The 14,429-nt window shown below is 43.4% G+C and carries 14 protein-coding genes; 1 reads left to right on the top strand and 13 read right to left on the bottom strand.

Translation table 11 applies throughout. From position 1 onward, the window contains the following. Positions 1–117: 117 nt before the first annotated feature. The 4 genes from nfi to ACQY73_RS15550 form a co-directional block, all read right to left on the bottom strand. Positions 118–825, bottom strand: coding sequence for a deoxyribonuclease V (gene nfi / locus ACQY73_RS15565; RefSeq protein WP_428667680.1), 708 nt, complete (start codon positions 823–825; stop codon positions 118–120). A gap of 253 nt (positions 826–1,078) precedes the next feature. Then, a complete protein-coding gene (locus tag ACQY73_RS15560) occupies positions 1,079–2,194 on the bottom strand; it encodes a redoxin domain-containing protein (protein WP_428667678.1) in 1,116 nt (371 codons plus the stop codon). Between the two features lie 61 nt (positions 2,195–2,255). After that, positions 2,256–3,554, bottom strand: coding sequence for a serine hydrolase domain-containing protein (locus tag ACQY73_RS15555; protein WP_428667676.1), 1,299 nt, complete (start codon positions 3,552–3,554; stop codon positions 2,256–2,258). A 228-nt stretch (positions 3,555–3,782) separates the two neighbouring features. Continuing rightward, positions 3,783–5,333, bottom strand: a complete 1,551-nt coding sequence (locus ACQY73_RS15550; RefSeq protein WP_428667674.1) for a S10 family peptidase — start codon at positions 5,331–5,333, stop codon at positions 3,783–3,785. A 261-nt stretch (positions 5,334–5,594) separates the two neighbouring features. Between ACQY73_RS15550 and ACQY73_RS15545 the strand changes: the two genes are divergently transcribed. After that, positions 5,595–6,599 carry a YpdA family putative bacillithiol disulfide reductase gene (locus ACQY73_RS15545; RefSeq protein ID WP_428667672.1) on the top strand — a complete coding sequence of 335 codons (1,005 nt, stop codon included), beginning with the start codon at positions 5,595–5,597 and terminating at the stop codon, positions 6,597–6,599. A gap of 98 nt (positions 6,600–6,697) precedes the next feature. Here the strand turns inward: ACQY73_RS15545 and ACQY73_RS15540 are convergent, their stop codons facing one another. From ACQY73_RS15540 to ACQY73_RS15500, 9 genes are all read right to left on the bottom strand, one after another. Continuing rightward, positions 6,698–7,501, bottom strand: coding sequence for a ferritin-like domain-containing protein (locus ACQY73_RS15540; RefSeq protein ID WP_428667670.1), 804 nt, complete (start codon positions 7,499–7,501; stop codon positions 6,698–6,700). A gap of 14 nt (positions 7,502–7,515) precedes the next feature. Beyond that, positions 7,516–8,268: a ferritin-like domain-containing protein gene (locus tag ACQY73_RS15535; RefSeq protein WP_428667668.1), complete on the bottom strand. Its 753-nt coding sequence runs from the start codon at positions 8,266–8,268 to the stop codon at positions 7,516–7,518. Positions 8,269–8,576: 308 nt separating this feature from the next. Continuing rightward, complete coding sequence (gene gmk / locus ACQY73_RS15530) at positions 8,577–9,143, bottom strand: guanylate kinase (RefSeq protein WP_428667666.1); 567 nt, start codon at positions 9,141–9,143, stop codon at positions 8,577–8,579. A 430-nt stretch (positions 9,144–9,573) separates the two neighbouring features. Further along, the gene (locus ACQY73_RS15525; protein WP_166556820.1) at positions 9,574–10,203 is read right to left on the bottom strand and encodes a sigma-70 family RNA polymerase sigma factor; all 630 of its coding nucleotides are present in this window, start codon (positions 10,201–10,203) and stop codon (positions 9,574–9,576) included. Between the two features lie 223 nt (positions 10,204–10,426). After that, complete coding sequence (locus tag ACQY73_RS15520) at positions 10,427–10,930, bottom strand: hypothetical protein (protein ID WP_428667664.1); 504 nt, start codon at positions 10,928–10,930, stop codon at positions 10,427–10,429. Continuing rightward, positions 10,927–11,775, bottom strand: coding sequence for a rod shape-determining protein MreC (gene mreC / locus ACQY73_RS15515; protein WP_428667662.1), 849 nt, complete (start codon positions 11,773–11,775; stop codon positions 10,927–10,929). Before mreC ends, ACQY73_RS15520 begins: the two co-directional genes overlap by 4 nt. Before the next feature lie 76 nt (positions 11,776–11,851). Beyond that, positions 11,852–12,877 (bottom strand): rod shape-determining protein, encoded by a 1,026-nt coding sequence (locus tag ACQY73_RS15510; RefSeq protein WP_013926777.1) that lies wholly within the window; start codon positions 12,875–12,877, stop codon positions 11,852–11,854. Between the two features lie 98 nt (positions 12,878–12,975). Beyond that, positions 12,976–14,013: a glycosyltransferase family 2 protein gene (locus tag ACQY73_RS15505; RefSeq protein WP_428667659.1), complete on the bottom strand. Its 1,038-nt coding sequence runs from the start codon at positions 14,011–14,013 to the stop codon at positions 12,976–12,978. Further along, positions 14,014–14,352, bottom strand: coding sequence for a YbaB/EbfC family nucleoid-associated protein (locus ACQY73_RS15500; protein ID WP_428667657.1), 339 nt, complete (start codon positions 14,350–14,352; stop codon positions 14,014–14,016). Between the last annotated feature and the right edge of the window lie 77 nt (positions 14,353–14,429).

The following is a 14,429-nucleotide window of genomic DNA, read 5'->3' as shown; positions in this document are numbered from 1 at the left end:
AAATATTTTCTTTAAATATGATTATTTGAAGAAATTTTTGGTGGTTAATTTTCAGATATAATAATTGCAATAATTTAAAACTTTTGTCCTATGCATTAATTGTATGACATAATTAAGCTAAAACAATTCCCAATTTTCCAGTACATGATAGCCTTCTTTTAACTCTCCGGTACGGAAGCGATTGACGAACTCATGCGCTTTACGGGTAGGCTCAGGCAAACGATAATTACCAATACAATGCATTGCAATGTTTAAACTGTCTTGGAGGCACATCTGATTTCCCGGGGAGATAAAAACGGGTTTAACATTATTTTTGCTCCGCAGTGCATAGCCTACAATTTCTTCTTTGTCTTTTATGAGCATGTAGGAACCTTTGATGGATTCGGGCTCTGACCATTTTCCGAAGAGAATTTTCTTGGCGCAACCCAGCGTTGTGGTATTGGTCAGCGTGCCAAAATGGGAGGCGATTCCCATGCGTCTTGGGTGAGCTATGCCGTGTCCATCCACCATAATGATATCGGGCTTGATCGGCATTTGCTCCCAAACCTGCATAAGCGCCGGCACTTCCCGAAAGGCCAGATAACCCGGTACATATGGAAAGGTATTGGTGCTTTTGACCAATGAGTACGCTAACGGCTGCAAATCCGAATAACGCAGAATGACGATGCCCGCATAAATGGTTTCACTGTAAAGATTAAGTGAAATATCAGCTCCGGCAATGGTGTGAATTGGTTTATTGAGTGGCGCTAACTGAACGTTAGCGCGCAAATTTTCCTGAATCACCTTAGCTTCAGCAATCGTTAATTGATTATAGTCAATATTCATGGCCTGTGATTTTAGTTTTATTGAAAAAAATCCGTGCCAAAGGTGATGCAGGTTTTTCAAAACCTGCATGAGAAGTCGTGTGAAATTTCTTTTTTACAGTTTCATTGGGTTGTGAGCAACCCAACCGGCAGTTTTAAGAAACTGCCGGCACGGCGTGGTACAGGTTTCTCAAAACCTGTACAGGGAGGCGTTTACCAATGTCATCAAAAATCCCGACGAATTAGGCGTCGGGGTTTTTGATGACATTTCTTATTTAATAATATCGTCCAACGGTCGGGCTTTCTACAATTTTCTTGCGGACTTCGCGTGCGTTAATAGCTCCCTGTTTGGTATAAATGACTTTGCCGCCCGGTTCAATGATAAGCGTGTAAGGCAATGCCCCCTGCCATTTTGGATCAACGATTTCGATGAATTGGTACACATCCATTCCGTCCAAAATGTAATTGGTATTGGAAGCCTGCTTTGCTTTAAGAAATTTTAATGCTTTTTCACGTTGAGCGGGTTTGTCGGTAGTGATGCTGACAAACTCAAATTCGCGGCCGCGATACATGCGGTTCATGGTCACAAATTCGGGAAATTCCACCACACAGGGGCCGCACCAAGTAGCCCAAACGTTGATAACGCGGAGTTTTTCAGTATCATTTTTCAAAAGCTTGCGAAGACCGTCGGGGGTAATGGATTCAAGTTTTACTTCTTCTTTGGCCCATTCGGCTTTGCCTTTTTCGATCCAATCTGATTTTTCTTTCCATTTGACCGAACATCCAAATGATTTGGTTTTAGGAACGGCCACCGGTTTTCCGGCCAACAACGCCTCAACGGCATCGCGGGCATTGTTCACTTTGGGCGTTTCGGTTGGTTTTTCCACATCATCAAAACGGCCAACGTATTGCAGCTTGCGGCTTTGGTCAAAAATAAAAACGTGAGGCGTAGCTACGGCACCGTAAGCCAAGGATGTAACCTGCGTATCGCCGTCGTAGAGGTACGGAAAATTATAGTTTTTGTCTTTGTACCTGATCTTCATTTCCTCAAAGGTGTCGCTCAGATCCGTATATCCCAATTCATCCAGACGCACCGCCGATGGGTCATTGGTTGATATTGCCACTACCTGTACACCTTTGGCTTTGTAATCATTGGTCAGGCGAATAATTCGATCTTCATAGGCCTGAGCAGTGGGGCAGTGATTACAGGTAAAGATCACAACCAATACTTTCGCCTTGCTGAAACTCGCTAAACTGTACGTTTTTCCGTCCGTGCCGGTAAGTTTAAAATCGGGAGCCTGCGCTCCGATCTCCAACGTTTTTGGGTCTATGGCGTGAGCATTCAGCGTAACCCATAAGACAGATAAAAGAAACATGAACGTCATTTTCATTGCATTTTTTGGGTTTAATTGACGGATTCTTTACAATCACTGCTCCATTGCCGACTTCCGGTTAATCGTCGATGGATTGATAAATGATTTGCCGAAACAAATTATTGAGGTTGTCGCCGCTGCTTTGGGTTTGTTTCATAATAACGCCAATGATCTTTTCTTTGGGATCGGCAAAATAATTGGTGTTGAAATAACCGCCCCATTCGAACGTGCCTTCACTGCCTTTGGCTCCTTTTTCTGCCCCGGCTTTATTCAATAACCCAAATGCCAGTCCGTAAGAAGAGTTGGCTTTGTCGCCGCCGAGCAATTCGCCCACCTGATTGCTGAGAATGGCTTCGATGGTCTTCCGACTCAGAAAACGTTTGCCGCCCAATTCGCCGCCGTTCAGGTACATCATCAAAAAAGTAGCGTAATCTTTGGCCGTACTCGACAATCCCGCTCCTCCCGAAAAGAACGCTTTGGCTCCTTTAATGGGGTAATCGGTATCATAAAAAGTGTTGGGGTAACGCACCCATTGACCGTTTTGCGGTTTCTGGATCGATACCAAGCGCGAAGCTTTGGCGTCCGGCAGATAAAAATAAGTATCATTCATGCCCAACGGATCGAAAAGCCGTTTGCGTAAAAATTCATCAAAGGGCATTCCGGACATGATTTCGATGAAATAGCCCAATACATCCAGACCTTCTGAGTAAACGTATTTTTCGCCCGGATGATGATGCAAAGGCAATTTTGCCAATTTTTTGATGTTGTCTCCGATTTTGACGGGCTGCGTGGTAAACAGATCCACGATACCGGCTTTGTAATAGAGTGCTTTGAATTTTTCGTCGCCATCAATCGCTCCGTAGCCAAGCCCTGAGGTATGCGTCAGTAAATGGCGAATCGTTATTTCTGACTTGACCGGCTCAGTGGTGTAAGTACTGTCCTGAAACTTGAAGTTTTTCAGAACGGTCTGATTTTTGAACTCCGGAATATATTTGGAAATAGGGTCGTCCAATTGAAATTTACCTTCTTCCCACAGCATCATTACCGCCGTAGAAGTAATGGCTTTGGACATGGAAGCGATGCGGAAAATATCGTCGCGTTTGAGCGGGCGATTGGATTCATTGTCGGCCATGCCAAAGGCTTTGTAATAAACGATTTTGCCGTTGCGAACCACCAGCGCCGCAACGCCCGGTACCGAACTTTGCGCCACGGCATTTTGTAAAACGCCGTCCATACGACTGAGTCTTTCAGAAGACATGCCCACGGTTTCCGGAGCGGCGTCGGCCAACGGTGCAGAATTTTTAATGGATTTTGTCTGGGCATTTGCCTGTGAAAAAAGGAGAAAAAGAAAGGAAAGAAAGTACAAAGAGCGCTTCATAATAATTGCTAAGTATTTACAACACTATCAAGCAATTGTGAATCAAATTTTACTGATTATGTGGATAAAAGTAGATTTATTGTTGATAACTCTATAAACCAAAAGAGACGTGAATTCACGTCTCTTTTGGTAACTCGTAGGGGCAGGCCTTGCGTCTGCCCGATAACCGCGAAACTGTCAGCTCAAAAAGGGCAGACGTAAAGCCTGCCCCTACGGATTTCTTATTTATCAATATTTGGCGGGTTGCCCCGGTTTGGGCAATGACTGTTTGATAAATTGACGAATATCTTCATTGCCCGTTTGCAGATCTTCTTTGCGCAGGTACATCATGTGGCCGCTGCGGTAGCCTTTCCAACTCATGCGATCTTTGAGTTTTCCGCTGGGGTCCATTTGCCACATGTTGTATTTGGCGTTGAAATAATCACAAGCGCCGTCATAGTAGCCTGATTGTACCATCACATGCATGTATGGATTTTGCGCCATGGCCTGACGTAGGTTTTCGGCCGATTGGTCGCCGTTGCGATCCCACGGATTGACAGGACCAAACATGTAGTATTTCATGTCCGTTTTGTAATTCAGCTCATTCCGCAAATAAATATTGATGGCAGGCGTGAAGGAATGCAGCCATGAAGTCAATTCTGAGTTGAAGTCAGGTTTGTCTCCTACGTCCTGGCGGTCAATGCCTTTATAGCGGGAATCCAACCGACCTACAGTAAATCCCTTGTCGCGGAGAAGTTCTTTCCAGAAATAGCTGGTTGTTACGTCAAAATTGCTTTGTAAGATCACTTTTTCGGAAAGACCCGAGTATTTTGCCATTTTGGCGGCAATTTCTTTTCGTTTGGCATCTTCCAAAAAACCTCCTTTGCTGATGGCCGGCAATAACTCGTTAATCGTAAAGTTTTCCACTTCGGGCAGCAGGTCTGTCAGATCTTTTTTCTGGAGATCCGCACCCAACGCTTTATGATACCAAGCCGTAGCGGCAAAATAGGGCAAACGAAGGGCCGCTCCGGAGGCTTCACCGCGCTCAATACCAAGCGAAGTAGGAGAAACCAGAATAACTCCGTTCAGGTACATCCATTGCGAGCTTTGAAGCTCCAATGCCAAGCCTGATACACGTGTCGTTCCGTAACTTTCTCCGATCAGGTATTTAGGCGAAGCCCAGCGATTGTTACGTGTGACAAACGTTCCGATCCATTCGGCCAGGTATTTTATATCGGCCCGTACACCAAAGAATTTTGAGCCCGGAATATCTTTACTTGTGGGTCTTGAATAACCGGTATTAACAGGGTTAACAAAAACAATATCAGCCACATCCAGAATAGAATAGGGGTTTTCTTTGATGCCGTACGGCTGAACGGGATACCCTTCATCGTCAATATTGAGCAAGCGCGGACCGGTATAGGCAATGTGCATCCAAACAGCCGCCGAGCCGGGGCCGCCGTTGAACGAAATAACCAAAGGGCGAGTCGTACGATCTTTTACGTCTGACCTTTCATAAAAGGTATAGAACAGACCGGCAATGGCTTTGCCATCTTCATCCCACACGGGCATGGTACCGGTAGTAGCGCGATACGGAATTTTTTGACCTTTAATGGTTGTTTCGTGGTCGGTTACTACGAATGAATCAGGATTGAAGGTAAGATTATTGGATGATTTCTTTTCCTCTGTTGGTGTAGTTGCAGGGGCAGGGGTTGGGGCGGGAGGAGGGGTTCGTTGTTGGGCGTCGGTCAGAATACAACTGCAAAATAACGCAGCAGCAACAAGTAGCGATTTTTTCATACGGGAATTTAGTTTTGAAGTGAATTTTTCAACTGAATTGCGGTGTTATAAAATTGATCGGTTTGGGAATAAAGGTCTTGGAGATGCAAGAAAACAAACAAACCGCCAAATTCAAAAGGATATAGCTTTATCTGTTAAAAATGCTTTTACGGAAACCTATGGACGCGATTTAAGCATTACCTGTTGAGAATTAATCGTTGATTTCGTAGGGTTTGGAGTGCCAATCTTTACTTTTATAAGGTATTTATTATTTTCTCTTTTATGCAAGTATACGACGTATTGATAGTAGGCGCAGGACCATGCGGATTGGCCGTAGGGATCGAAGCGGTCAAAGCCGGATTGAGTCACCTCATTCTGGAAAAAGGAAGCATTACGGAGTCGATTCGTTGCTATCCAAAGCGCATGCGTTTTTTCTCCACTGCCGAAAACATCGAAATTGGCGGTCTTCCATTCCCTATTTCAGAAGTAAAAGCCAACCGCAGTGAGGCATTGCAGTACTATCGTAAAGCTGCCGGTTTTTATCACCTGAATTTTAAACTTTTTACGGAAGTGACTCAGGTGGTCAAACAGGATGAGTTATTGGAAGTGCAAACCATCCAAGGTGAGACGTATTATGCCCGTAAAGTGATCATTGCTACAGGTTATTTTGATTTTCCGCGTCGGTTAGGAATTCCCGGGGAAAATTTACCACATGTTTCTCCATATTATGACGAACCTTTCTTATATTCGTTCTCCAAAGTTGTTATTATAGGTGCCGCCAATTCTGCCGTTGAGGCAGCATTGGAATTATATCGTCACGATGTAGACGTGACGATCGTCCACCGAGGCGAAGATTTCCGTCCGACGGTCAAGTATTGGCTTGTGCCGGATGTGAAAAATCGAGTACGGGAAGGAAAAATCAAAACACGTTTCAACAGCCTGACTACAGCCATTGAACCAAAGCGTGTACAGATCGAAAATGTAGAGACCGGAGAATCAGAATGGCTTGAAGCGGATTTTGTGTTGATGTTGATTGGGTACATTCCGGATGCTGCTCTGCTTCAACGTTGCGGAATAGAGCTCACTCAGCCGAGTATGGTACCGATCTATGATCCTGAAACCTTTGAAACCAATGTACCCGGTCTTTATTTATGTGGCACAGTTGTGGCGGGGATTCATACCGAAAAAGTATTTATTGAGAATGGCCGCGAACATGCAGCGGCCATTATTGATCATATTGCGGGTCGTAAGATCCGTCAAGTAAAAGAATTAATTGAGAGAATATAAATTAGGTTTATTTGTTTGCGAAACACCATGTTAGTTAAAATGTTAAAAACCGGACAATCGCCCGGTTTTTAACATTTTAAAGTATGATGAAACGATGATTACATCGATTTGATAAATGGCATGGCAATCGCCGTTACCTGTTCTTTGGTGAGCGGCTCATCAAATGATTCACGTACCACTTTCTCTGCTCTCATACTATCCAAAAATTTAGGCGTAGTAAGTGAGATCAAATCAATTCCGTTCATGTGGTAAATGTTATTTTCTCCGGCATAAACGGCCGCAGGAACACCACCATTGCCTGATCCGTTGTTTCCTTCGTTGGCGTATGGGGTCAGCTCACGAACCAATCGAATCTCTCCTGCGTGACGAGCTTCTACGGAGTGAATACGCAAAGCAGTTTCCAAAATATCGCGGTTACTTGCCAATTTAGGCGCTTGCCCTTTGTAGGCTCGTACGCCTGTATCTTCGAATGCCTGGGCTAAAGTCAGGAAAACGGGATAATTTGTAAATGGATCGGGAAAAGCTCCTTTTGCCGTAAAATCAAATACAGGTTTGGCGATGGCAGCGGCTCCCAATGCAGACTTCAGCAGGGCAACGTGTTGGTTTTCATGTTTGGCGATTTCTTCAAACAGCCCTTTAGATATGCCGAAGTTTAAGCCTGAATTGATACCTTTTGTATAAAATTCTGCTTCCAGATATTCTAATAACAACGCGAAATTCAGTACTTCATTGATTTCCGGCGTTGCGGCAAAAGCCTTGTTTACAACGCCCGCAAAAAGAGTAGAAGTTGCAGCAGCTGCGATGGTAGTGGTTTTGAGCATTTTACGACGAGTGAAAGTATATCGCTCGTTGGCATCCACATCGATTTTTTCAATGTCGGACAATATGTTGAATAAGTTCATAGATGTTCGCCGGTTTAAGCAGTTGGTAAATTAGCTCCACTCAATTTTTGTTTAAGAAAAGGTTGAACCTTTGGAAGAACTTCAGCGGGTTTATAAGCCACATCCAATCCATTGGAGTCAATCAATTCATGCGCAATTGAAAACTTAGAATTAGGAAGCAACATGTGCCCGGTGAGGGAGGCATGTCTTGCTTCAACCGATACGATCTTGCCGGCTATACCGATCACGTCAACATTTTGGATGTACCGAGCTGCGCCGTTGTAGGCCCCCACGCCGGTCGATTCAAATTTGTTGGCAAGATCAAATACCGCGTTGCGATTATTCCAGTCAACTCCTGAAAAGTCAACCTCCAGATCAGGAATGGCATTAGCGCCTAATACTGCCCGGAAAAATTCGCGGTGAACCAACTCATGATCGCGAAGTTCCTGAAGTACCATAAGGTCTTTGCTCGATAAACCCTTCGTTTTTTCTACTGCTGTCATGTAGAAAGCAGTTTCCAATTGTTCCAGCGCATAGGCATAATTCAAGATGCCAACGTCGCCGGAGCCAAGGTCGATAGAGCCGTCAGCATTGATCTTGGCAGATGAATGATTGACGGCTGCGCCACCGGGAGTAAAGTCAAGGCCTTTGCTGCAGGAGGCAAGAAGGGCAGTTGCCGAAGCAGTTAAGAGCCCCATGTGCCGAAGAAAGAGACGTCTTTCCACCGAAGGAATCGCCGGCACGGTCGACCCTTTCCCGGTGCCCGGTAAAATGGTGTGTTTTTCCATTGAATAACGAAATTTTAAAGGTTTTTGAATACTTGATTAAAATCGACCATATAAACGACGCAAGCCTTATTTTAGATTTCAGGCATATAGAAATTGCCCGGAATAATAAAAATCAATATTTTTCTTGTCTTGTTTGTAATTGATAATGAGTGAGTTATAAAAAAACAATAAAAAATAAAAAAGGGCCCCACCATCAGTGGAACCCTTTTTATGTGGAAATGAAATTACTTCAATAGATTCTGAAACACAGTAACAACCGAACGTTACGGGTGAATCAATAAGTTTTTAAAATCAGGAGATGAGCAAGGTCAGCCGAGAAAATTTTCTACTAATTCTTCGGCTTTTGCGAGTGCAGAGTCAAGGTTGTCATTCACCAAAATGACATCAAATTGATCTTGAAATGACATTTCGAATTTAACTTTAAAAAGCCGTTTAGAGAGGCTGTCTTCGGTTTCCGTGCCTCGCATCTTAAGACGCTCTTTAATGGCGTCTTCGCTTGGTGCCTTTACGAAAATGGCAAGCGCGCGTTCTCCAAAGTACTCTTTGAGTTTGAGGCCTCCCTTTACATCCACATCAAAAATGACATGTTTGCCATCGGCCCACAAACGTTCTATTTCGGATTTCAGTGTCCCATAATACCCTCCCGGGTAAACTTCTTCCCATTCCACAAACTCATTATTGTCGATTCTTTGCTTAAACTCATCGGGGCTTAAAAAGTAGTAATCTTTTCCGTGCACTTCATTACGACCGCGACGGTCGCGTGTGCAGGCGGAAATAGAAAAACCCAAATTAGTGTACTTTGAGAGTAAGTGGCGTACGATGGTCGTTTTACCGGAACCGGACGGTGCAGAGAAGATGATGAGCTTTCCTTCCAAAACTTAGGAGATAATGTTTAATTTTGTCTTGATTGCCTGTACGAGATTGTCGGGGCATAATCGCTTGTCGACTTTCGCCTGAAGGGCTTCCTTAACACACTTTTCGAGGTGGTACATTTTGATGCAGTGAAGGCAATCATCCATGTTTTCCCTGAAGTGTTCCTTCTCGGCTTCTGAAGCTTCTCCATCTAAAACCGACTGAATTTTCTTCAGACATTCTGCGTGGTGTTCGCAGTATTGTTTTTGAGGCTTCCTCGTTTCACTATTCTCACTGGCGGAGGCTGACGAATGCATATCCAATAACATTGCAAAGGTTCAATTTTTTCTTTGAATCTTACTATTAAGTTGTCTTTACTTAGAATGAATTTTCATTAAAAAAAGTTCAAAGACATAGCTTAAAATGTTGGATATCATTCAATACAGCCCTAAATCAGTCCTCATCTGTGTCATACCCCATCGAAGAGGCATACACTTTGAGCTTGTCTTTAAGGAGATTCCGTGCGCGGTGCAAACGAGAGCGAACAGTACCAATCGGAATATCCAGAATCTTAGCCATTTCTTCGTAGGTAAATCCTTCAATATCACAAAGAATAATTACCGTACGAAAATCAACCGGCAATGAATTCAGCGCAGTGGCTACTTCATCGCCAATCATGTCTTGAACAGTTTCGACGCGTAAGTCGGTAGTATGATCGACTTCGGCAGCTTCTTCCGAGTTGTAGGTGGTTTCTACTTCCTGGTAATCTACCTTCGACGGCTCTTTACTCCGTTTACGATAATCATTAATAAAACTGTTTTTCAGGATTCTGAACAACCACGCTTTGGCATTAGTTCCCCGTTCAAAAGAAGAAATAAAACGAAAAGCTTTTAAATAGGTATCCTGGACGAGATCATTGGCATCATCTTCGTCCATTGTAAGCCTAAAGGCAAAGTTGTACATGGAGTTTATGTGGGGCATAAACTCACGATTGAATATATCGTTCTTCTCAGTGTCGTTATAAGACGTCTCTGAGGAGGCTAAGGGGATTTCTTCGATTTCTTCTGACATAATGACTGACATGGCTGCCGTAAATTTACGAATTTTAGCAAACGACCCACCTTCCGCGCAACTCTTCTTTCACCAATCGACAAAAACCCTTTATGAAAGGTTATTTTTTCAGGATTAGCTGTGGAAGAACTTACCCATACTTAGTATGGTATAATATACGACAAAAATTATTCCAACGGAATTAAATACTTTAATTTTTAGACAAAATGTCAGAAGTGGGAACTTTTTTTCTTTATCAACGAGAAAAAAGCTGAGTAAGCAACAGGGTTACTGTCGTAAATAAAATACTGCAACCTACTTTTAAAAGAGTATAAGGGAACAAACTTAAGCTGCCTGCTTCAATAAAGAACAATAAAAGGTGGTGAATGGAAACCAATAAAAGAATATAAGACAAAAAGGCAGGAAGCCCCAGTTCGTTCAATGAAAGTTCCAGACGCCCCTCCGAAAGTTTTTGAGCAAACTGGTAGCGAATGACAATAGGACGCAGGTACGCCAAAAAAACGGAGGTTGCGGCGTGTAGGCCGAGCGTATTATCAAAAGAATCAATAGTGACACCCGTAACGAACGCTATCAACAGCAGACCCGTTAGACTGATCTCCTGCGGTAAGAACAAAATGGCACCTACATAAATAAAGCAAAACGCATAGTCAAACAGCACCAAGTGGCGTGCTACAAAAATATGAAGCAACACATAAATCAACCATCTTAAGATACTGCGAAAAATTTCGTTTGGATTCATTTACGTTTATTAATAAGGCTTTCCTGAAGAGATTGTTGTTGATCCAGAAGCTTATTGTTTACCAAATACACATATGAGACTTTAGAGAAGTCGGTCGCCAGCTGGAGGTCGATTTCAAAAAATGCCTGATCAGGTGCAACTTTGAAACTTTTGACATATCCTATAGGCACGCCCGGTGGGAATACAGCATTGTAGTCAGATGTGACGGCTGTATCTCCTTTACTGACGGGTTTATATCGTGAAATATCTTTCAGCTGTATGATGGAAGGAAGACTGTTGTTCACCCACTCGGCATTGCCATTTTCACCGCTTCGGATCAGTTTGGTGGAAACCATGTACTGAGAATGAAGAATAGACGTAATGACCGAAAAGTTTTTGTTACAAGTCTTTACTTTCCCCACGACTCCCGTAGATGAAATAACACCCATACCTACTTTTACGCCGTCGGCATAACCCTTGTCAATGGTCAGGTAATTGTCGGCGCGGTGAATACTGTTGTCAATTACTTTAGCGATCGTCACGAATTTATAACGAGTGGCAAAAGCGGAATCGGCTTTGTAACCGGTGGGAGCATTGGCGGGATTTTGCTGTTGCAGTGCTATCAGTTGTTCGTGCAGGCGCCTATTCTCTTCGGCCAAAGCAGCGTTTACCTGCCTTAGGCCGGTATATTCCCGTAGGGTGTTTGATGCTTCCAATGCCCTTGCATTGAGAGAGTTGGCAGTGTTGAAGTATTCTACACTCCAATAATTATTGTTATTGACGAGCAACCAAAAACTAAACACCTCAAGCAAAACAAAGAGGATAAAGTTTCGATTGCGGCCAATAAACTGAAAAAGTTGGAGCATTTTTACGCAGGAGTGAGAAGGTAGGAATGAGGAGTGAGAATGGAAAAACTCACTCCTCACTCCCGGTTTCCCGCTTCTATTGGATTAATACAGACTTATATAATTCCAGATTTTTCAGGATCTCACCCGTTCCTTTTACGACAGCTTTGAGAGGATCATCAGCCACGTGGATCGGCAGTTTTGTTTTGGTTGCCAACCGTTTGTCCAAACCGTGCAAAAGAGCACCACCACCTGTTAAATGAATACCGTTGGTGTAAATATCGGCCGAAAGCTCCGGAGGAGAGATTTCAAGGGCTTTCATAACAGCTTCTTCGATTTTGGAAATCGATTTGTCCAACGCATACGCGATCTCGCTGTAAGTAACTTTGATCTCTTTCGGAATACCTGTCATTAAGTCACGTCCCCGAATTTCAAAATCTGCCGGTGGATTATCCAGTTCAGGAAGAGCAGAACCCACTTCAATTTTGATTTGCTCAGCTGAACGTTCTCCGATCAACAGGTTATGCTCACGACGCATATAATCCACGATATCCTTCGTGAAAACATCACCCGCAATACGAATGGATTGCTCACAAACAATACCGGAAAGCGCAATAACGGCGATCTCGGTCGTCCCACCGCCAATGTCCACGATCATGGTGCCGTTGGGCTGTGTAATATCAATGCCAATACCGATAGAAGCGGCAATAGGTTCATGTACCATATAAACTTCCTTCGCGCCTGCATGCTCTGCAGAATCTTTTACGGCCCGTTTTTCTACTTCTGTAATACCCGATGGGATACAAATGACCATTCGGTGTGAAGGCGTAAAGAAGCGATTGTTGGGCGTGATCATTTTGATCATCCCTCTGATCATTAATTCCGCAGCGGTAAAGTCGGCAATAACACCGTCTTTTAACGGGCGTATGGTTTTTATATTTTCATTGGTCTTTTCGTGCATTTGCATTGCTTTGTGACCAATCGCCAACACCTTCCCGTTATTCTTGTCCAAAGCAATGATTGAAGGCTCGTCCACAACGATTTTGTCTTTGTGAATAATCAGCGTATTCGCCGTACCTAAATCAATCGCAATCTCGCTCGTTAAAAAATCAAATAATGCCATGTTGTTTGCTTTCGCAGAGTGACTAAAATTATATGAGCCGCAAAATTAAAGGATTTTATCGGGTTTTCGGTAGAATATAAAACAAGTAATTTTTTTGATTAAAGTCTTGAAAATGAGTCGAAGGTTTTGCAGCCTTTTACAAAATATGCCCAAATGATGCTCTTGGAAGAAATTGGCAGCGATTCATGGCTTTTTATTTGTACTATTTCCTGCTGGATTCGGTCCCGTTTCCGGGGAAGTTCGCCAAAAATCCACCCATAAAATGCAAAATGAGCTCTCACAATAGCCCATATATCTTTCCATTGTCTCTTGGGCAAGTAGCGTACCGACGAAACGCCGTCTAAAATAAGCCTCAAAATGATGATAAACCACTTGCGATGCCCCGGTAAATTCTTGTAAAGCATTGCCAGACTGTTCCGATAATTGAGGTACGTCTTGAAAGGACTGGAAGGAGGAAGTGTACCGCCACCTACATGATACACGACTGATTGAGGACAGCAATATATTTGATATCCTGCCGAATGCAATCGCCAGCAAAGATCGATCTCTTCCATGTGAGCAAAGAAATCCGCATCAAATCCGCCCATTTCGTGGAAAAGATTCCTGCGAATGACCAAGGCCGCACCGGAGGCCCAGAAGATAGGAACGGCCGTGTCATATTGGCCCTTATCTACCTCGTTGTGGTAAAATATACGACCGCGACAATAAGTATATCCCAACCAGTCAATATAGCCTCCTGAAGCACCTGCGTACTCAAATTGAGTTTTGTCGTGGTAGGCCAACAATTTAGGTTGACAGGCTGCGATTTTGGGATTATTATCCATCAGTTTAATGATGGGGCTTAACCAATGTGGAGTAACCTCAACATCTGAGTTGAGCAGGATATAATACTCGGCAGAAACTTCTTTCAGTGCTTGATTATAACCTCCCGCATATCCGTAGTTTTTGGGTAAAACAATCGTTTTTATTGTAGGAAAGTGGCTCTTTACCCATGCCACTGAGCCATCAGTAGAGGCGCTGTCGGCCACATAAACAGCGGCAGATTCGGAGTATTTAATAACAGACGGGAGAAACTTCTCCAGAAAGTTTCTCCCGTTATAGTTAAGAATAACAATGGCAACTTTATCTACCGACATTTACTTCATGAACTTACTCAAATCCAGCCCGGGAATGTTTGGTAAAACTCCTTCGGTAGATTGTTGAATGTGTGCTTTGATCTGATCCTCAATTTTTTCCATAGCCTTATTGATCGCCGCTGCAATCAAATCCTGCAACATTTCGCGGTCTTCAGGTTTGATAAGTTCGGGATCAATACTGAGGCTTGTTACCTTTTTAAGACCGTTCACTGTTACTTTTACGAGTCCTGCACCTGATTCGGCCGACTCGGTCAAATGCCCAAGACTTTCCTGAGCTTCCTTCATTTTGGCTTGGAATTCTTTAACTTTTCCAAGCATTCCCATCATATCTCCAAACATAACTTTTGGGTGCTAAAGCGAGCGTTTTTTTAGGACGCAAAGATACGTAAAAATAATAGCAGGTAATCAACTGTGTA

The organism is Runella sp., assembly GCF_965279615.1.
Taxonomy (GTDB): Bacteria; Bacteroidota; Bacteroidia; order Cytophagales; family Spirosomataceae; genus Runella.
This window is presented reverse-complemented; position numbering and strand designations above follow the sequence as displayed.